The 20,818-nt window shown below is 36.8% G+C and carries 19 protein-coding genes; 1 reads left to right on the top strand and 18 read right to left on the bottom strand.

All coding sequences use genetic code 11. From position 1 onward, the window contains the following. Nucleotides 1-2: 2 nt before the first annotated feature. The 4 genes from A7967_RS02285 to pseI are packed head-to-tail and all read right to left on the bottom strand — an operon-like array spanning nt 3 to nt 4,399. The gene (locus A7967_RS02285; RefSeq protein ID WP_064435364.1) at nt 3-1,529 is read right to left on the bottom strand and encodes a class I adenylate-forming enzyme family protein; all 1,527 of its coding nucleotides are present in this window, start codon (nt 1,527-1,529) and stop codon (nt 3-5) included. Further along, nucleotides 1,522-3,108 carry a UDP-2,4-diacetamido-2,4,6-trideoxy-beta-L-altropyranose hydrolase gene (gene pseG / locus A7967_RS02280; protein ID WP_064435363.1) on the bottom strand — a complete coding sequence of 529 codons (1,587 nt, stop codon included), beginning with the start codon at nt 3,106-3,108 and terminating at the stop codon, nt 1,522-1,524. The genes A7967_RS02285 and pseG overlap by 8 nt, the downstream gene beginning before the upstream one ends. Beyond that, on the bottom strand, nt 3,105-3,353 hold the full coding sequence (locus A7967_RS02275; protein ID WP_064435362.1) for a hypothetical protein: 249 nt from the start codon (nt 3,351-3,353) through the stop codon (nt 3,105-3,107). Before A7967_RS02275 ends, pseG begins: the two co-directional genes overlap by 4 nt. 5 nt (nt 3,354-3,358) lie before the next feature. Then, complete coding sequence (gene pseI, locus A7967_RS02270) at nt 3,359-4,399, bottom strand: pseudaminic acid synthase (RefSeq protein ID WP_054453872.1); 1,041 nt, start codon at nt 4,397-4,399, stop codon at nt 3,359-3,361. 186 nt (nt 4,400-4,585) lie between these two features. On the opposite strand from pseI, the gene A7967_RS02265 reads away from it, so the two are divergent. Continuing rightward, nucleotides 4,586-5,311: a cytidylyltransferase domain-containing protein gene (locus A7967_RS02265; RefSeq protein ID WP_064435361.1), complete on the top strand. Its 726-nt coding sequence runs from the start codon at nt 4,586-4,588 to the stop codon at nt 5,309-5,311. Nucleotides 5,312-5,333: 22 nt separating this feature from the next. On the opposite strand, the gene A7967_RS02260 is transcribed toward A7967_RS02265, so the two are convergent. The 14 genes from A7967_RS02260 to rfbF are packed head-to-tail and all read right to left on the bottom strand — an operon-like array spanning nt 5,334 to nt 20,205. Further along, nucleotides 5,334-6,323 (bottom strand): glycosyltransferase, encoded by a 990-nt coding sequence (locus tag A7967_RS02260; protein WP_064435360.1) that lies wholly within the window; start codon nt 6,321-6,323, stop codon nt 5,334-5,336. After that, nucleotides 6,310-7,230 carry an FkbM family methyltransferase gene (locus tag A7967_RS02255; RefSeq protein WP_064435359.1) on the bottom strand — a complete coding sequence of 307 codons (921 nt, stop codon included), beginning with the start codon at nt 7,228-7,230 and terminating at the stop codon, nt 6,310-6,312. The genes A7967_RS02260 and A7967_RS02255 overlap by 14 nt, the downstream gene beginning before the upstream one ends. Continuing rightward, nucleotides 7,230-8,282: an NAD-dependent epimerase/dehydratase family protein gene (locus A7967_RS02250; protein ID WP_064435358.1), complete on the bottom strand. Its 1,053-nt coding sequence runs from the start codon at nt 8,280-8,282 to the stop codon at nt 7,230-7,232. The genes A7967_RS02255 and A7967_RS02250 overlap by 1 nt, the downstream gene beginning before the upstream one ends. Next, entirely contained in the window at nt 8,283-9,206 is a 924-nt protein-coding gene (locus tag A7967_RS02245) for an SDR family oxidoreductase (protein WP_064435357.1), read from the bottom strand. It lies immediately after the preceding gene. Beyond that, entirely contained in the window at nt 9,203-10,996 is a 1,794-nt protein-coding gene (locus A7967_RS02240) for a thiamine pyrophosphate-binding protein (protein ID WP_064435356.1), read from the bottom strand. The genes A7967_RS02245 and A7967_RS02240 overlap by 4 nt, the downstream gene beginning before the upstream one ends. Before the next feature lie 9 nt (nt 10,997-11,005). After that, complete coding sequence (locus A7967_RS02235; RefSeq protein WP_064435355.1) at nt 11,006-12,160, bottom strand: class I SAM-dependent methyltransferase; 1,155 nt, start codon at nt 12,158-12,160, stop codon at nt 11,006-11,008. A 9-nt stretch (nt 12,161-12,169) separates the two neighbouring features. Continuing rightward, nucleotides 12,170-13,456 (bottom strand): radical SAM protein, encoded by a 1,287-nt coding sequence (locus tag A7967_RS02230; RefSeq protein WP_064435354.1) that lies wholly within the window; start codon nt 13,454-13,456, stop codon nt 12,170-12,172. 3 nt (nt 13,457-13,459) lie between these two features. Further along, on the bottom strand, nt 13,460-14,326 hold the full coding sequence (locus A7967_RS02225) for an NAD-dependent epimerase/dehydratase family protein (protein ID WP_082916309.1): 867 nt from the start codon (nt 14,324-14,326) through the stop codon (nt 13,460-13,462). A gap of 9 nt (nt 14,327-14,335) precedes the next feature. Further along, nucleotides 14,336-15,469, bottom strand: a complete 1,134-nt coding sequence (locus tag A7967_RS02220) for a radical SAM/SPASM domain-containing protein (RefSeq protein WP_064435352.1) — start codon at nt 15,467-15,469, stop codon at nt 14,336-14,338. 13 nt (nt 15,470-15,482) lie between these two features. After that, nucleotides 15,483-16,133 (bottom strand): HAD family hydrolase, encoded by a 651-nt coding sequence (locus tag A7967_RS02215; RefSeq protein ID WP_064435351.1) that lies wholly within the window; start codon nt 16,131-16,133, stop codon nt 15,483-15,485. Then, entirely contained in the window at nt 16,134-17,006 is an 873-nt protein-coding gene (locus tag A7967_RS02210) for an aldolase/citrate lyase family protein (RefSeq protein ID WP_244507085.1), read from the bottom strand. Then, nucleotides 16,990-18,369 carry a lipopolysaccharide biosynthesis protein RfbH gene (gene rfbH, locus A7967_RS02205; RefSeq protein WP_064435350.1) on the bottom strand — a complete coding sequence of 460 codons (1,380 nt, stop codon included), beginning with the start codon at nt 18,367-18,369 and terminating at the stop codon, nt 16,990-16,992. The genes A7967_RS02210 and rfbH overlap by 17 nt, the downstream gene beginning before the upstream one ends. Continuing rightward, nucleotides 18,359-19,450, bottom strand: coding sequence for a CDP-glucose 4,6-dehydratase (gene rfbG, locus A7967_RS02200; protein WP_064435349.1), 1,092 nt, complete (start codon nt 19,448-19,450; stop codon nt 18,359-18,361). The genes rfbH and rfbG overlap by 11 nt, the downstream gene beginning before the upstream one ends. Then, the gene (gene rfbF, locus A7967_RS02195; RefSeq protein ID WP_064435348.1) at nt 19,435-20,205 is read right to left on the bottom strand and encodes a glucose-1-phosphate cytidylyltransferase; all 771 of its coding nucleotides are present in this window, start codon (nt 20,203-20,205) and stop codon (nt 19,435-19,437) included. The genes rfbG and rfbF overlap by 16 nt, the downstream gene beginning before the upstream one ends. Nucleotides 20,206-20,818 lie beyond the last annotated feature (613 nt).

Below are 20,818 nucleotides of genomic sequence, written 5' to 3'. Positions count from 1 at the left end.
TATTACACTTTACCCTGAAAGTATTTATGTTTGATACTTGGCTTATGAATTTTACCCATTTCAGTTTTCGGTAAAACTGCCATATCAAACAAAATCCGTGGTTGCTGATAGTCAGTTAGTTCTTTTAGTAAATGCATTTGTAATTGGGCTTTTGCATTACTAGGGGCATTTTTACTGCATACAAACGCTAATAAAATAACTTCACCAAATTTATCATCGTCCACCCCAAATGCGGCACACTCATCAACCCAAGGTAAGTAATTAGTCACTAACTCTATATCACTTGGGTAAACATTGATCCCACCTGATTTGATCACTTCTTTAGTACGACCAACATAATAAAGATAACCATCGCCATCAAGATAACCTAGATCGCCTGTGAAAAAATAACCCTCATCATCATAACTTTGGGCAGTTTGCTCTGGTAAATTATAGTACTGTGCAAATGCAGTAGGCGAGCAACAGGCAATTTCACCTATACTTCCTGTAGATAAAAGATGACGTTCAGAGTCACATATTTTTATTCTCAAATTTGGTAAAGGCTTACCTACACTATTAATCGGCACATTAGGTTGAGTTATATCAAAATCACTGATCACACCCATTTCTGATGCCCCGTAGCATTCATGGAAATGGCAATTTAAGGCTGATAATAGTAGTTTTTTATCGTCACTTTCAAGGGTTGCAGAAGATGATACAACACATTTCAAGCTTGTTAATTGCGCCTTTTTTAACTCAGGAAGTAAGGCCTTTAATTGGCTTGAAACAGCGAATAAAAAACTAATTTTATGAACTTCAATCGCATCAAGCCAAGCACCTACAGAAAACTTGGGTAATATAACCACACTCGCACCCAACATTAATGGCATAAGCAATGAGCGCTGTGCTAACGAATGATATAAAGGAGTTGAAACTAACACTACATCAGTTTTATTTAATTGGTAATAATGAGCCGTTGCGTCAAACGCGCGGACAATTTTGGTCGCTTGAGTAAATACGATTGGCTTAGGTTGACCCGTTGAACCAGAGGTCATTGTAAGAATAAAAGGAGCGTTAATATCTGCAAGAAAAGAATCACAATGCTCACCAGACAATGACATTAGCGAAGCCATGTCCTTTGCCCCGTCAATATGACCGCCTAACGAAATGATTTTGTCGCTAGGCAATACATCGTTTTTTACTAGTTGATTTGCAACACTTACCCATGCAATCGCGTAACTGCAATCAGCTACCTGTAACGCTTTTGATAATGCATGCCCTTTAAGCGTCAAAGGCAATGGAGCCAATGCTACTCCCAGTTTAGCTGCCGCTAATATGCAATAAGCAAACTCTAAATTGTTTGGGCAAAATAACGCCAACTTATCACCTGATTTTATGCCAAATTGTATTAAACCTGCCGCTAAATGATCTACCTTATCAATTAACTGCTGATAACATATGGATGTATTTTTGTATACGCAGGCTATCTTATCGGGTTGGCTCACTGCATGAGATTGGACTAACTGGTAAATATTATTATTATTATGCATTTGGATCCCACATCACAAAATTAAATTGTTCATCGGCTAAAGGGAATAACTGTTGGGTTGTAGTATATTCAACAGAGTCGATAGGCGTTGACACAAACCCCATATATTTATTGAGCAAATTGACGAATTTATTATCTTTGTGGATCACGGCAAGCCAAATAGCGTTGGGATGACTGGCTTTACAAAAATCAAGCTGCCATTGAAGAGTCAACATAGCCAAATTAAAAGGCACATCATTGCGTGCTGTAAACCAACCACCATATAAATAATCATGCGAGTTTGCAGATACATACTGGTGCCATACATACATAGCAGGAATACCTATTTTCTCAACAACATACGATTTTCTTTCACTTCGAAACCACCATAAGTAATGTTCAAGCCTCGGTATATCTGCGTTAATGGTCATCTTTTGTGAATTACTTGGTAAATTCCTAGCAATTAGGTAATTATTTACATCGCTATCCTCAGCCTCGCGTACTGCGTATTGCGTGGTAAGTTGAGCAATGTGGTTTGCCTCCCTTACTTGGCTACTTATGTCAGTTACGTCAAACTCCTGCGCTTGCAAAATTGCAGCAACTCTCTTTACACCTAAACCATCAACAGTAACAATTGCATTATGGCGTAGCTTTTTAATACGAGGTAAACAACAAATAAAGCCACCCAGCTGAGCGCCTAATAAACATGCTTGGGAATCTGTGAATTCATTTAGATGTAAAAAGTGCCCTAATTGCTGTAAGTGAGTTATATCATTTTCTTGATTAGCTGCGATAGAAAATGTAATTGCAGGTACTTTTAATGCAGCCAGTTCGTATAATGATGTACCCAATGCTCCAATAAATAAATCAGTATTGCTGTATTCGTTTGCTATAGATAAAGGAGAACATAAAATCGTTATGTTTTTAAATTTCTCCCCAAGGCGAGTAATAACCTGTTTATTTTCAGCTTTAGGACCAACTACAACCGTAAATTGGATTTGACTATGTAGCTCATGAGGTACTGAATTAACTAATGATGCAAAAATGCTAAGATCGCCACCACCACCTAAAGAACAAAGAATATTCGTTTTATTTTTACTTTTTGAAACGTGCGTATTCAAAGTTTGGCTAAATGGGGGGGCTAATAATGAAAAATCAGGCCCTAAAAAATGACGAGTTTTTGCTGATGATTTTTTATCATAGCGTTTGTGAGTTAGCTCTCCCACCCACTTAGCATCGAATAAAAAATCACAATCATGATCTCTGCCTAAGTCATCAAATACCGCTAATTTTGCGCCTACACTACCAATTTGTTTTTCATATTCAATATCTAAATCGTAATGATCGAGTATTACCAAATCAGCATTTGAGGTTTTTATTACGCTTAGTAAAGTAGCAATATCTTGTTTGGACGCCGTTTTAACAAAATGTATATCATCACATATCAGCTCTTGTATAAAAGGCGCTATATCAGCTTTTTGAATATCTAAAACCAAAGTGAGGCTAGCTTGAGTATTTGACTGCAACTCAAGCAGCAGCCACTTTATACGCATTAAATGGCCAATACCTAAACACGTAGAAACTCGAGCTACAATATTCATTGCTTACTCAATAGCGTTTCAATCAAACCACCCACAGTTGCATTATTTTCATCCATGAGTTCATCAGGGCTCAGATGAATACTAGTAAGCATTTCAAGCTCCATAATCATGCTAAGAATTTCAAATGAATCAATGCTACCTGAACCAGTAAAATTAAAGTGATTAATATTTTTCTTTGAAATACTAATACCGCGTGCAATTAAAAAATCACAAAAAAAACCTTGTAATAACTCTTCATTTATCATGCTAATTATTCCATATCCTGCCAACATAGCTGTGTACCGCGAGGTAAAAATAGGCGCGCCTTCCTACCAATAACATTCGGTAATTCTTTTGGGGCTAACTCACCACCACCCGGTCGAAGATTCGCAACATTATCAACGGTTAAAATCTCTCCTGATTCAATATCTTTAGTCGTGTATAAGCAACGGCGATTAGGTGAAGGTTTAAGGGGATAATGTACTGTTCCAATCGCTTTTTCGACTTGTCGAACACCATGTATTAATGCTTTAAGTTCATCTGGTGTCATTGAAAAAAAGCTATCAGCCGTTTCATCATCTTTGCTTAATACAAAATGTTTTTCGATAACATGTGCGCCAAAAGCGACTGATGCTATGGGTACATCATTACCTAAAGTATGATCTGAAAGCCCCACTGGACACTTAAAACTATCCGCTAGATGAGGAATAGTGGCTAAATTTATTGACTCTGCAGGGGCTGGATAAGTACTAGTACATTTTAATACGCACAACTCTTTCACCCCCGCTTGCTCTGCAACTTGAACCGCATCAGTTATTTCAGCAAGGGTTGCACCACCGGTTGACATGATCATCGGTTTTCCAGTTGCTGCGACTTTTCGAATCAGCGCATGATCAATCAACTCAGGTGAAGCAATTTTATATGCCGGTGAATCTAACGATTCCAATAAATCCACAGCAGAGTCATCAAATGGAGAAGAGAAAATTGTTATACCTATTTCATTTGCCAATTGTACCAACGGAGCATGAAAATCCCATGGCATATATGCACCTTCGTAAAGATCATATAAGTATTGCCCTTTCCATGGCCCAGTTGCTTCAAAGTGCGGTAATTTACAATCCATCGTTAAAGTATCTGCACGGTACGTTTGCAACTTGATTGCATCCGCTCCAGCCTCTTTAGCCGCCCTTACCAACGCCTTTGCCTGCTCTAAATCTTGCCCGTGATTAGCTGACATTTCGGCAATAATATACACAGGGTAGCCTGACCCGATAGTTCTACCATTAATGGTAATTTCAGAATTAAACGCCATTTACGATCCCTAAATTGCACTGTCAAAAACCATTACATTTAAGCAAACTTTATACCTAAACCTATTCGACTAGCTTATAAATTAATAAATCACATTGATCCAAAAGGATTTTAACCTTTAAGTTATGTGCAAGAGTGTAATGATTTGCTATATTTATCTCAATAATAATTATGATTACCATTAAACATGTCTGATGTATTAGTAATAATTCAAGCACGTATGACATCAACTCGATTGCCTGCAAAAGTGATGTTACCACTGTGTGGCAAACCCGTGTTACAAGTTATGCTTGAACGCTTACCTAGTTGGCATAAACATATCATTATTGCAACGACGAATGATGGAACTGAACAACCCATTTTAGATTTGTGCGCGCAGTTAAATATAAAAACCTATCAAGGCGACACGCACGACGTGCTAAGTCGTTATTATTTAGCTGCAAAGCATTATGGCGCAAAACCATCAACAACCATAGTCAGGTTAACCAGTGATTGCCCCTTGATTGATGAAGCGCTTTGTACGCAAGTCATTAATGAAAGAACGAGTCAAAATTATGACATGGTTAATTTAGGCCCGCACAGTGGTTACCCTAGGGGGCTAGATTGTTGTGCATTTTCTTTCAAATTATTAGAAAATACTTATTTAAAAGCCACATCACCCGCCGATCGTGAACATGTGACGTTAGGCATGGCAAAATTTAATACCATAACGACCCACACATTCAGTGCGCATGAAGATTATAGCCACTTTCGCCTAACACTTGATGAACCAGACGATTACAAAGCAATTACCGCTGTTTATGATCACTTTTTGAATAAAGTTGATTTTTCTTATAATGATTTAATAAAAACATTAAAGGAAAACCCTCACATCACCGATATAAATAAACACGTAGAGCAAAAAGTGGCCTAACATACTTTAAAAACGATAGATGCTAATTTACCTCTCTAATACCAAGAAAGCTTTTAACCTTAAAGAAATACCTTCTATAACCTTCAACAATAAACAGAATAAAACGGCACACATTCACAGGTATATAAAGTAAGACATTAATAATCTGCCTTGTATACCACGATGAATATTGGTTTATACTTTTTTTATACATACTTAATGATTTTTGTGTCAAATTATTGCTTGCCCTCACATTCATAAGGTTTCGCCAGCCTAACAATCCAGACTTATATAAAAACAATTTGATAATAGCTATTTTTTCATTTTCTGAATACGATTGAGGTAAAGAAAGAACTAGCTTTGGAAATTTAGCAAAAATAATCTCGAAGTAACCCGTAGACCATGGTTTTTTTCGCTGGGGTGTTTTTAAAGTAACAATAGAAACATTACTTAGTAGAGTTAACTTAAAAGCACACTGTGAAATATAGTGGAATACGTAACCAAAATGGCCAAAATCTGATCCTCGATACAATTCAAAAAGGGTGAAATCTAATTTGGACTTATTAAATATTAAACAACCAATACAACTTACTAAGTAAGATATTTCACGCGATACAAGAGAAGCATTATCATACATAATGGGAGAGGAGGCAGCATGTCTGCCTACTAAGTTTAAAACAAATATATCTGAGCAATCATGCTCTAATTGGGCTATTGCGCGCTCTAAACTTATTTCAGGGATCTCATATGAATCCCCTAATAACCAAACATATTCTGACTTAGCAAACGCTAGCGCTTTTTGAACGTTATGGTCTGCATGAACTGTAGTTAAACCAGTTTCCCAAAATATATTAGGGTAAACTTCTTTCCACTTTTTTAACACATCTAAGGTATTATCTGTAGATGCGTTATTTGTTATATAGACAGGGACATTGAATTTTTTCAGCCTTGAAATATGTACCTCAAAGAAGAAATCAAGTGTCTCTCCTCTGTTATAACTGGGTATTGCAATGCCTAATTTAAATGCATTCATTATTTATTACGTCAGCGTGTTTATCTGTGTGAAGAAAAAAGAAGTTTGTTGCTTCTGTTGTGTCTGTAATCTCAAAAAACTCTTTAAATTCACTAGACTCATACGCAAAGCACCTATACCCGTTTGCAGTAAATATATCTATTATCTCGTTCGGGTGGTACCCAAACTTAGCAGACCACTTACGGAGCATCTCAGCAAACACTGCCGGCTTATCCCTTTTTAAAATAGTACTTGCACCCTGAAAAACTTGTAGCTCGGCCCCTTCAACATCACATTTAATAAAATCAATATTTAAACGGTTTTCTTCGCAATAATCATCGATGGTGCTTAACTGGCAAGTTACTATATTTGCATTATCGCGTTCTTGAATATTTTCCATGGAGCTACTACCCGTTTCATCTCGGCCCCAGTAAAACTGTGCTTCACCCTTTTCATTAGAAAGTGCAAAGTTATTTATAGTCACATTGTTGACTTCATTTAATTCCAAGTGCTTTTCGAGGTATTGAAAGGTAAATGGAATTGGTTCAAATGAGTGAACTGATACCGAAGGGTTAGCATTTGCAAAATTCAACGTGTACCACCCTATGTTTGCTCCTATATCAAATACAACATTGCTTTGTTCAGCTAAGCTAAAAAGCAATCTTCTTTCTGTAGGGTCAAACGCGCCAAAGTTTAGGATTTCTATAGGAATAAAACGTCTATCTTCTTCATCTACATAAAGCTTTAATCCTCCCTTCATCGTAAAAATCACACTTTCTTTACTTATCTGTATATTTATTACATCATTGTTTTCTAATAATTTTTTATAGCAAAATAACTTTTTATGCTCATCATGCATTTCTCTAATATAATCTTGCTTACTTATCTTTCCTGATAGGTATTTTTGTTTCAATGTAAGCATACTCATTACATGTTCCTTAATTCGTTATAATGTTTTACCGTTCTTTCGAAACCTTTTAATGTTGAAACCTGCAACTCCCAGCCCAAGGCTTTTGTTTTATTGATATCAACGGTCGTTCTATTAAATTCAGTTCTTAATGCTTTGTTTACTGTGCTGCTTTTATAAATAACTTTTAACTGCTTGTCTTGAAAAACTTCTGCGGTTAACTTTTCAGCCAGTTGTGAAATACTTATGTCTTCATCTGTAGCAACATTATAAGCCTCACCAAAACTGCCCTGAGAAATGACTGTTAATAAGCCAGATATAAAGTCCGAGATATAACAAAAATTTCTTATGGCTGAGCCATCTGACAGCAATTCAATGTCTTCATCGCTCAAAACCTTTCCAATAAAATCCTCATATGAACGGTTTCCTTTGAGGTCAATGCCTGGCCCGAATGTAATTGCAGGCCTGATAATCTTTACAGGGATGCCATGTTGCTTATGGTAACTTATACACAGATTTTCCCCCATACGCTTGCTTTCTAAGTAACACGAACTCAATGTTGCACAGTCCAGTGAACCAAAATCAGTTTCAGTCAAGGGGTAACGTTCAGCAGGGTTATGGCCATATACGCCTGTTGTACTAAAAAAAACAAACTGCTGAACAGGGTTGTTTTTTGCGTATTCGAGTAAAAAGTGTGTACCTAATGTATTTGGTAAAGATGTACCTACAGGATCAGTTTCAAAAAAAGACGGGCATGCGTAACTTGCCGTATGCAGGATTATATCAACTGCATAATTTAACGTTATTGGCTGACAAATGTCCTGCTCTACTATTTCAACAGCTTCATTAGCCGCTACCTGCTTATCTAACTTATTTTTATTTCTAAGCAAGGCTATTACTTTTATCTTAGCCCCACACTTTGAATTTAAAAATAAGAAATAATTAATTAGGTATGATGCTATAAAACCGTTAGCACCTGTTATCAGCACCCGCTTACTTTCTAAAAAATTAAAGCCAGTTGTTGCTTGTTGAATCTTAATAAAGTCATCATTTAGAGTTTGGGTAAAATGCATCTATTGAGTCACTTTTTGTATGGATTTTGCGTATTGTAAATAGTCATCTTTTTTTAATGCATCAACCTCAATAGAGCTGGCTTGCTCTTGATAAAAAGCGTATAGCTTGTTTACTGAGTCTTCCATTTTAGAAAATGAAAAATTAGGTAATAATGACTTTATACGTTTATTACAACCCGAGTACTCAACGCCTAGCCCTTCATTTAAAATAGAGATAGACGTGTTATTCTTGCTATTGTTAGTGACTAAGCGAGCCAAAGACAATAGATCTATACGCTTCCCACTAGTAACGTTATAACTAGTCTCTTGCCAAGGGGTATCGAGCATTTCTTTCACTATTCGACAAAAATCGTCAACATAAACATAGTCATAATAGGTATTTTTAAAAATTTCGATATTTAAACCAGCTAAGTTCTTAGCGATACAGTTAGAAATAAATTTACTCTTGTAGTCTTCATAGGGACCAAAAATACCAAATATTCTTAATGTAGTAACATTGAAGTCTTTAAGATCATCTATATAACGACTAATTAAGTATTTTGCATAACTATGATCATCAGCAGGCACATAAGCTCCTAAATATGTTTCAGGCATATTTGGTTGCCAGTACTCCCTAGAATACTCTGAGCCAGATCCTAAATTAATCAGCCGAGTATTCTGAGCTTTGTTATGAAGAAGATTAAAAAACATAGCTAGGTTGTTTCTTAAAACCTCTGACGGGTAACCAAAGTTAGTTCTATCCGTTGTTGCACAATGAACTATTACATCAAACTGATTTAATGCTAAGTATGCTTTAACTGCCGATGCATCAGATAAATCCAACTCAGAGAATGTAGGAGCAAAAACCAAAAAACCTTCAGATTTTAAATACACTAATAAGTTTTTACCAACAAACCCTTCTGAGCCAGTTATCAATATTTTCATGCATCCCTCCAAATGTTATCTCGTAGTTCTATGTCGCTTAGAAATGGTGCCATGTCTTCTAAATTAGGGGATACTATTGAACCATCTTCTAGCTGTTTAGAAGAAAGCTTAGGAGCAAACCCTTGGTCTTGATCAACAAACACCTCACAAACGAGTGGACCTGAATGAGCTAAAACACTCGCTAAATCACTTTGTAAAGATTCCGTTTTCTCTATTTTAAAATAAGCGATCTGAAAACCCTCACTTAATTTTTTAAAATCCGGTAAGGTGACACCCGAGCGAGGTGACGCTCCTACTTCATTACCGTTAAAAAAGTTATTGTGTGTTTGATAAATAGAAGAGTAGCCACCGTTATTTATAATAAAGATTTTTATTGGTAAATTATTTCCACGAATTGTTTCAAGCTCTTGTAGATTCATCATAATGCTTCCATCACCAGCCAAACAAATTACACTTTCTCCTTCAGCTCCCAAGCAAGCACCTATAGCAGCGGGTAAATCATAACCCATTGCCGCTGAGCCTGAATTTGTCCAAAAGCGAGTCTTTGCTTTGATTTTTGCAGCTTGAAACCCAATCACACAGGCAGAGCCATTGCCAGCCACAACAACCTGTGACTCATTCAAAGATTCAAACAATACTTCCATAAAGTGATAGGGGTTAACTTGAGCACTCTTTCTGTAGCTACTCTGTACAACTGGGTAACGTAATTTACGCTCTATGCACCACTGTAACCATTTACTATCTTCTAGCGCCTTCAATGGTTTATCAATCAAGTAAGGTATAAATTCTGCTAAATCAGCATGCACCTTATAATCAACCTTTAAAGTTGGTTTATCCAGCTCTTCGGCATCGATATCAATCATTAAAATGTGCGCCTTATTGGCAAAACTTTGCCAGTTATAACTCACTTGACGAATATTAAGACGACACCCTAATACAATCACTAAATCTGCATTTTGAACAGCAAAATTACCAGCTCTATCTCCTACAGTCCCTGGCTTACCAACAAATAAAGGATGGTCAGTAGCGATTAAATCATGTGCATTCCAAGCTGTAACCACAGGAATTTTTAATTGCTCTATTAAAGTGATTACATCCGTTGCCATATTACTGACCCTGACACCAGTTCCCATCAAAATAACGGGCCTTGAGTGTGTATCAAGGGCCTTTTTTAATACTTGATAGTTCGCATCTAATTGTTCTGGCTTTTCAGCTATCGACTCACTGGGTAATTCAAATCCCTGTAATGATTCAACATCGATCATCGCAGATTGAATATCTATTGGGATATCAATCCACACAGGGCCAGGCCGTCCTTCTGTCGCCAAATAAAATGCTTTTTCCAAGTGGTATCTAATACTGCTAGGATCGTCAATTAATACTGAATACTTTGTAATAGACGATACTACATTTATGATCCCTATTTCTTGATCGCCTAACTGCCTTAAAGAGGGATGGTTTAACTGAGCTATCGTTGAGGTTTTAACCTGACCCGAAATTAACAACATAGGGATTGAGTCAGTCCAAGCCCCATGAACACCTGTGATAGTATTTGTTCCCCCAGGCCCTGTTGTAATATTCACAAGGGCTGGTTTTGTAGTAAGCCTAGCATACGCTTCAGCAGCCATTGCAGATGCTTGCTCATGATGATTAAACATTACACTCAGGTCAGGGTGGCAACCTAATGATTGATTTAAGTGCATAGCACCACCACCCGTAATCATGAAAACTTGGTTGATCCCCAATTCCACAACTTTTTGGGCTACATAATCTGATAATTTTAATTTCATTTTATTTTTTTAGTCACAATAAGACACTACTCGATTATCTTCTAAACAATAAATATCAAATTGCTTTTTGAAACCTTTAATTGTTTTCATTACTTCTTTTGGATAGATACCTGGCACAGCGACTATGACAGCATCTATATCTGAATCTTCAAACTCGGTTGGTGAAATAATAGGTGTTAGTAATACAGGGCTGTATAAACCTTGTTTAAAGGGCGCCGAGTCAACTATAGAGGATATTTTGTGAAGATTACTCAACGCTAACAATGCTAATGTTCTATGCCCAGCCCCCCAAACCGCTATTTTTTTGCCTTTACTAACATAACTTTCAACCAATTCATTTAGTTCTAACTGTAAAGCTTCCACTTCAACGTATTGCTGAGCAATATTTAAAGGCTTACGCTTTTTAGCGATAAGCAAAATATCATTTTCATTATTAGTGATGCAGGCCTCTAAAACATCGAAGCCGTGCATCCTAAAAGCAAGCTCTAGAGTTTCAGCTGTAAAATAAACTAAATGATCTGGTACAAACTCATAAAAACTATTTGTTTTTAACAGGTAGTCTAAATTTGGAACTGTAATATAGACATGCGCATCATTAGCTGTAATACGCCCCAAGTGAGTTAAAAATTCAGCTATATCTGGTTGATGTTCAAGGTAATTAAAACTGAAAATAACATCATAAACTTCGCTTACGCTCAAATCACTAAGGTAACTCTGACAAACAGAACGGTTATGTGACAACGCTTCATCCACAAACTCTTGTTCAAACTCAACCCCTGAAGCGTGCAACCCAGAATCCTCAATTACATCAAGCATTCCTCCTTTACCGCACCCCACTTCAAGCGCTCTTTTATCAGACAATTTGTACTTCTCAACAAAAGACTTTATTTCATTAAATCGTATTTCTTTTGCAGCAGGAGATAAAACGGCAGCAGTAATGACGCTTTTGTAGTAATGGACCGGCTTTATTTTTAATTGAACCAAACTACATGATGGGCATTGAAAAACAGTGCAATGTGTACTTTCATCCGCCACCTCGTTACTTTTTGGAAAGTGCTGCGCTGCAATTGGAAAAGGTGCCATATCAATTATGGGAGAGACAGGTAGTTCAGCACGACAAAGCCGACAGTGAGTTATAGCTTGGCTGTGTAATTGTGAATTCATATATATACCTTACTTGGTTTGACGATCTAAACTAATTTTCTCTGAAGCAATTTCTGCCCATCGTTTTTTATTAAATCCCATATTATAAGCAGGTAAACCATATGCCATACACTTTTTACAAATCTCAGCCTTACCCTTTGCTTTGTTTATCTGCTCTGTTGTAACCGAAAGAAAATCTTTAGCAACCGTTGTTCCCGATTGCTCAAAAACAGTGCAACAAACCGGCACAGTTAAGTCCCAATTTATATTTATTTGATTTTCTCTAAATGGACACGAATCTGATTTATTGTTTTTAGTCGCCTCAACCCCTTCTTCAACACTGACTAAAAGAGACTGATTTAAGGACACCGTCTTAGGATCTGAATTTCCTTCAAGATGATTAATACACCTTTCAAGAGGCATAATTAAGGAGTATGTAGATGATAATGAAAAACCTAACTCATCGCATAGTTCCTGCATTTTCATGAGGTTTAATGAATTGTTATCTTTATACAAATGGTAGTTTACATCTATAAATGTGTGTGACTTATATTTTTCAATGTAATATTTCAAACGATATAGGTTTGATTTTACTAAATTTATATCCCCACCAGTGTGGGTTCTGTTATAAGCTTCCGGATAAAACCCTGACAAGCTAATTTTTAAATACTCTGGGGAGAGACTTATAACCTCAGCAAGTAATTTGTCATTATCTATTGATATGTTGCTCGAAAGCGCAACAGCAATATTTTTACTATGAAGGTAGCGAATAAAATCAGGCAGGTCTTTATGCAGCATCGGCTCACCCCAGCTATATAAACTGACATGAGTGACTAATTCATTTTCTGAAATAATTTTATCAACTACTTTCTCAAAGCTTTTCTTTGACATCCTACCTTGTGGGTACTTGCCCGTTTGCGCACCATGTGCGCATGAAGGACACTTTAAATTACAGCTCCCCATTATATCTATCGTATAAAATGACTCACAATAATCTGAGTATAAAATTGTTTCTACATTAGCTAAACCTAAAGACTTTAATTGCTCTAATATTTCACTCTCTTTGATCGAAACAGCAATGATAATGCAAACATCAGGATGCTTTTTTACAATATCTTGCAAACTGTCAGGGGCAAAAACTTCTAACCCACACACTGGCTTACTTTGCATTGCAGGGTCTGAGTCTATAAAGCCTAAAATATCGTTTGAATGACTTCGTAACAACCGCTGTAACCCCATTCCGGTCATTCTAGCCCCCCAAACAAGTACGCTTTTCCCTGATAAAGCATTAAGTAAGGTGCTTTTGGTTTTTAACATAGACTAGCCTCTAACCTTAGCTACCATAGCCTCTATGTCTGGGTGCTCAGCATACCAATTATATAGCTGGGCGATTGAATCTTCGTAAGGAGTTTCAATTATGGGGCCAAACTCATTGCTGAATAAACTGTTATCTCCAGAGTACTCACCTTTAGACCCCTCTGTTTTTATATTTATCCGAACGTCATGAGGATGAACTTGCGCTATTTGATCAGCTAATAATTTGAAAGATACAGGGGCATTACTGCATACATTGTAATTTCTGTGCTCGGCTTTCACTCCAAATAAACGAGGTAATACAGCTAAGAAATCCCTCACATAAATATAGTCAAACAACATATCTTGATTCATAGAGATATCAAGCCCAGCAATTGCTCTACAAATATTATTAGAGATAAAGCGACGGGTATAATCTTCATGCTTTCCGAAAATGCCAAATACTCTTAAGTTAATAATATTTTTGTTACTTTTAGCTACATCATTACCAATAATGAACTTAGATAAACCGTACGTGTCTGCAGGGATATGTGCTTTAAAATAATCTTCTGTCATTTTTGGCCGATAGTTTCTCATATCGTACTCTGCACCAGAGCCTATTGTTATCAGTTGGCCATATAGGTGTGAACATCGTTCTAAATTAAAATATATTTGTACATTAGCCTCTAATGAATTTATGTTTACTGCACTCATTAACACAACGTCTGGCTTTAATTCAGCTAAATACCCTTCTACAGCGGCACAATCTAACAGATTTAATTCTTGGCGCTTAGGGCTAAATACGTTGTAACCACATTCCTCAAAATACTCAACTGCATTTTTTCCAATAAAACCATTTGAGCCTAATACGAGTATTGTCAAATTCGCCATCATTTTACCTTTTTATTTTATTTCAATTGCTTGCCATTGCACAGAATCATCTTGCAGCCACTCATTATTATCTAATGACTGGGTAACGGCATCAATTGCCTCCAGTACTTTTTCTGCATGAGGATCAAAATCTTCGTTTACACAAACCATGGGAGCTGAGCAGTTTTTACAAAAATTGACATCCTTGCGTCGCCCTTTAAGCATAGCAACACGTAAGTTATGCAACGAGCGCCCTTCCCATATACTCTTAACACTCTGCTCATTAACATTACCTATGACCACTTTTCTCGGCCAATCTAAAGTACAAGGGCTTGTCGTTCCATCACAATTGAAATGTAGGTACATAAAAGTAAACGGGCATGTATCTTTGTAATTTTTAATTTTTTGATCGTACATGCCTGTATCAGACACTTCATTTTGTTTGTCTAGCTGAGTTTCAGCCCATTGAGGAACTATTTTTTCAATATAAATTTCATCACAAATGCCCCCAAATGTATTATAAAAGTACTCCCTTTCTTGAGGTGTCATGACATATAAACTATCGTCCTTCTTATCTAAAGCACTTGTTTGATCAGCAATTTTGACATAGATAACAAGATCATCTGTTTTGCGTTCATATAAATCTTTAACGCCATCAACCAAGCTTTGGAAGTCCTGTTTAACACCAGCTACTTGCATGTATCGTTCTTCAGTGAGGCCCTCTATTGACACATTTATTCTTTGCAAGCCTGCATCAACAATTGCTTGGTTCAACTCAGGTTCTAATTTAGAGCCATTTGTAAAAACTTCAATTATTTCTGCTACTTCCATTTTTCTTGCGTATGCAATCATCTCTGGTAGCTGCTTGTGGAGCATCGGCTCCCCGTGATTCCCTATTTTTATTTTCTTTATTTTTTCAGGGAACTCGGTTAAATCATCTACGATTTTCTTAAATAACTCGAGTGACATTTTCCCTCGTTTCAAGCCCGCATCTTTCATTGCTCTGCCATCCGCCTGAAAACAGAAGCTACATCTAAAATTACATATACTCGAAACATCAATGTGGACAGATAATGGTGTTGATAGGGGGATTCTTTCCTCTAAGGGAGCTTTTGGAGCTGAGTATATTCTTGGTTGAACTTTAGCTCCGTTTTCTTGCTGGCTCATATAGTAGCTCCTGTTACTTAATATCTATTATTTTATTAAAATCACTCATACTACTGAGCAATACATCATTTTCAGATAATTTTACGCCATCATCATAACCTGGTGAGAAAAATACAAAATTAACATTTCCCCTCAAAGCAGCTTGCTGATCTAATGTGGTATCGCCAACCATATAGGATAGGTTAGGATCAGCACAAAAATGGTCTACAAGGTAATCAATTGCATCAGCAGAAGGCTTGTTTGCAAATTGACCATTACTCGCAATCACATAATCAAAGTAGTGTTCGATTTCTAATTCTTTAAGTACTTTGTCACATAAGTTCTTTGGCTTATTAGTCACTATTGCTAGATAACAACTCTTATTAGAAAGTTGTTCTAGCGTGCTCTCCACATTCTCAAAAAGAGAACTTTTTGGAGTGGTAGTTTTTAAGTAGAGCGCCCTAAACTCTGCAACCAAAGATTCAATGGACTCATTAAGATTATTAAATGAATTCTCTAGCAAACGACCAGCCCCGTACCCCATCAAAGGAAGCAACTCGCTCTTTTCGATATTTTCTAAGCTTCTTTTACTTCTCATTATGTTGATACATTGGAGAACTTCAGAAGCGCTATCAACTAAAGTTCCATCCAAATCAAACATCACCAAAGAACGGATATTACTCATTTATTTACGACCGCTAAGCAATACTCGCTCGCTTAACATTTTGATTCGAAGATTATCCTCTTGAGAGATACGAGTATAATAATCTTGTTTATTCTTCAACCAAAGAAGCTCAAATTGTATTGCTAACTGCAAGCCCTCTGTCACATTTGTATTATTAACAAAGTCGCTATCAAAAATAACTTTACGCGTTTCAAATCGCGATAAATGAATGTTTTTTAACTCTTTTAATAAAGGTAATGATTCATCATTCACACCACCTCCAACAACTAAATCTAACTGTCTATCTTTACATTCCTGTGCAACGGATAAACAAAATTGCTGGATTTTCTGAGAGTTGATTGAATCACGATTTAAACCTAGGGATAAGGTGAAATCAACTCGGCCGAAAACAACTCCTAAATTAACACCTTCTGACTCCAGATGATCTAACATCGGTAAAAAGTTATCAAAAGTAGTGTGTGTTTCGAGGTTAAATAAAAACTTAACGTCTTGTTGTTCATCAGGTGTGAAAACCGTCTTAATCGCTGCAATATATTTACTAAGCGCATACGGTGTCTCTACCATTGGCGCGATGATGTAATCCACTCCAAACTGCTTTGATTCAATAAGGTCTCTTATTGCTTCTGCCCCACCCACTTTTAATGCAACTTCTAGGCCTGCGCGTCTAGTTATTTCTAGTAATCGCAAAAACTCGTCACTACGAGTTCCTTCCGCTTCAAACTCTGCTTTAATTGCGACAACATTAAATTTTTCTTTCAGCTTGATCAAAATGTCGAGCATTTCTTTTTCGTAAGTATTAATAGGAACTCTCCCAAGCTCGTCCAATATATTTATATCGGATAATATGTAAACTTCTTTAGTTTTTGCTATCAATAAACTGTTTTATTGTTTGAATAACAAATGTTAATTCAACTTGGCCAAGTGAAGGTTGTACTCCCAACCAAATAGTATCGGCCATGGCTTTATCGGTTGCCGCAAGATCACCAACTTGCCTATATTCAACATTTTGCATATAGGGTTGGCGAACAATATTGCCTGAGAAAAGTTGCCTTGTTCCAATTTTTTTCTTATCTAAGTACTGAACAAGCTCTAAGCGTGTAAATTTATCGCTTATGACTGTTATTGGAAAACCGAACCATGAAGGCACTGCATCTTTTGATGAATACGGAAGAATAAAATGCTGTTGAGTTGCCTGTAATCCATCTAACATAAACGCAAAATTTTCATTGCGCTGCTTTATAAAGGCGTCTAATTTATCTAATTGCGCTAGACCACAAGCAGCCTGCATGTCTGTAATTTTTAAATTAAAGCCGCAATGACTATAAATATATTTATGATCATACCCTTTAGGTAATTCCCCCAACTGCCATTCAAACCTTTTCGAACACGAATTATCCTGACCTGGAGGACAGTAACAGTCACGTCCCCAATCACGGAAAGATTCTGCAATTGTGTTTAATTGTTTACTGTTGGTAAATACCGCGCCCCCTTCTCCCATTGTTATATGGTGGGCAGGATAAAAGCTAAGAGTTCCTACATGACCAAACGTGCCTACCGCTCGGCTTTCTCCAGCTGAGATCACATCATTTCGCGATTTAGCATAATCAATATTGACAGTATATTGCGCACCTAAAGCATCACAGCTATCCTCAATAAGCCACAGGTCATATTTTTTCACAATCGCCAAAACAGCATTTATATCAAATGGATTACCTAATGTATGAGCTAACATAATAGCTTTAGTTTTTAATGTAACCGCAGCTTCAATCTGTTTAGGATCAATATTGTATGTACCCAGCTCAATATCAACAAATACAGGAATACAGCCATATTGAATAATCGGGTTTACCGTTGTAGGAAATCCAGCAGCAACTGTAATAACTTCATCACCGGGCTTTAAAGCGCGCTCACCTAACCTTGGTGAGGTCAGCGATGCAAATGCTAATAGATTTGCAGATGAACCTGAATTGGTTGTTAAAGCATGTCTAACATGCAGAATATCCGCAAGCTTAGACTCAAACGCATCATTAAACCTACCTGTTGTAAGCCAACCATCTAACGATGCATCAACTAAATTTATATATTCATTTTCATCTAATAATTTACCTGACGGGGGAATGGGCGTTTCACCTGCAATGAAAATATTTTTACGCTCTTTTAATGCACCGTATTCTCTTACTAAGCTAAGAATATCTTCTCTCAAGCTTTGGAGTTTTATATTTTTATCATTGCTCATCTTTATTCCTCAACGCCCAATACTGTGCAATTTGCTTTTCAGTAAATAAATTCATATCTTCTTTTTCATAAAATGCTTTATACCAATCCACTGTTAAATAAATTGCTTTTGGAATACTCAAAACACCTTCGAACCCCAACTTAAGTCTTGCCTTAGAACAGTCAAGCATCAATAAGTTAGTTTCATGTAGCTTCTCAGCAGAATTATCAATCGCTATATTCGCGGATTCTCCCCAGCATGAAGCAACTTCCTTAACAACTTCACCGACGGTATAGTTTTTTGAGGTATGGGGACCAAAATTCCACGCGCCGGAGTATTCCTCACCTTGTTTTTCCCCTAGCTTTTTCGCTAAAACGAGATACCCAGTTAATGGTTCTAATACATGTTGCCATGGACGTATTGATGACGGATTTCTAATCTCTATTTCATCACCACGATCAAAAGCTTTAATAATATCTGGCAACAAACGATTCTGAGCCCAGTCTCCACCACCAATAACATTGCCTGCTCGAGCTGTTGCGATTGCTTTATCTGGAAAATAAGATTGACGGTAAGAATTTGTGACTATTTCAGCACATGCTTTACTCGCACTGTAAGGATCATGCCCTCCCAGCCTATCCGTCTCTCTGTAGGGGTAACACCACTCTTTGTTTTCGTAGCATTTATCAGTGGTGACGTTAACAAAAACCTCAACAGATTGGCACATCCTTATAGACTCTAAAATAGACACAACGCCCATAATATTGGTATTGAATGTTTCTACAGGATCATTATAACCCTCAATCACGAGAGGTTGTGCTGCTAGGTGAAAGACTATTTCAGGTTGAATATCTTGAAGTAATGCAGATACAGAGTGTGTATTACATATATTATCGATTGTTGAGGAAGTGCAAACACCTTTTTCAACGTTAGCTATTTCAAAAATGCTCTCAGACTCTTTTGGCGCTAATGCAATTCCATGAACTTCGGCCCCGAGCATTTTTAAATAAATACATAGCCAAGAACCTTTAAAACCAGTATGCCCTGTAACCAACACTCTTTTATTTGAAAAATATTTTTTTAAACTCACCAAATCTTCCATGGTGCATCCCCTTTATCCCATAAATCTTGTAAATATATTTGGTCTCTAAGGGTGTCCATAGGTTGCCAAAAACCTTGATGCTTATACACCGCAAGCTCTCTTTCTTTAGCTAACTGGGCTATTGGTTGTTGCTCCCAAGCCACTTTATCTCCCTCGATGTAGTTTAAAACTTCAGGAGATAAAACAAAAAAGCCTCCATTTATTAATGAGCCATCTGTTTTTGGCTTTTCCTCAAAGGTGGTTACTAAATCATTCGATATATTTAAAGCTCCAAAGCGGCCTGGGGCGTACGTCGCGGTTAACGTCGCTTTCTTTCCAAGAGCTTCATGATGTTTAATTAACTCTGCAATATTCACATTGCCCACACCATCGCCGTAGGTAAAGCAAAACGCAGACTCATCTTTCACATATTCATATACTCGCTTTAAGCGTCCACCAGTAAGCGTACTTTCTCCTGTATCAACAAGCGTTACCCGCCAAGGCTCAGCTGTTTGGTGGTGTACTTCCATCTTATTATTTTTTAAGTCGATTGTTACATCAGAAGAGTATAGAAAGTAATTTGCAAAATATTCTTTGATAACATTGCCTTTGTAACCACAACAAATTACAAAATCATTTATGCCGTAATGAGAATACACTTTCATAATGTGCCAAAGAATTGGCTTCCCACCGATTTCGACCATTGGTTTTGGCTTAAATTGTGTTTCTTCAGATATACGTGTACCAAATCCACCTGCAAGGATCACCGCTTTCATACATTCGCCCTTAAGATTCCAATACAAAGTTACAGCAATTATAATACCAACTATTACTTTGATTATTCTTAAATTAATAGTAATACAAGAATAATAGCAGTTGAATAAATGTTTGGTAAGCCAAATTATTGAAAAATTAGATATTTAGTAGCTTCACTCCTACTAATTTATGACCGTATTTTATTAAACATATGCAGCCAAGTCCTACCCAAAATGACGATAATTAAATTGTTAAAATTGAATGGTGTAATTTTCTGCAAGGAACTTAAAACATACATTGATCAGACTTCTACGTCACTTTTTCCATATTATATAAATTCATCGCATGGCCACCTATTAGTCCGATTATTTTTTCTCTTAGTTCATTAAACCCACCTAAATGGATTTCATCTCCATGCTGGACTAAGTTGATGCCTTCAAAGCATTAAAATATCCACCGTAAGGTGGGTTTTTCAATTTGCTGATTAATTTGGTTCGGAATGGTTGCTTTTACTTTCTCCATGTTCGCCCTCAATCGTCTTTGAGCTATTGAATATACTAATAAAGACAGTGTCATTATCATCAACAGTGCATCTATTCGGCTTGGCTTTTTTATAAATAATGATGAAACAAA

This window comes from Pseudoalteromonas neustonica, from assembly GCF_001653135.1.
Taxonomy (GTDB): domain Bacteria; phylum Pseudomonadota; class Gammaproteobacteria; order Enterobacterales; family Alteromonadaceae; genus Pseudoalteromonas; species Pseudoalteromonas neustonica.
Note: the sequence above shows the minus strand (reverse complement) of the source record. Positions and strands in the feature narration are given on the sequence as shown.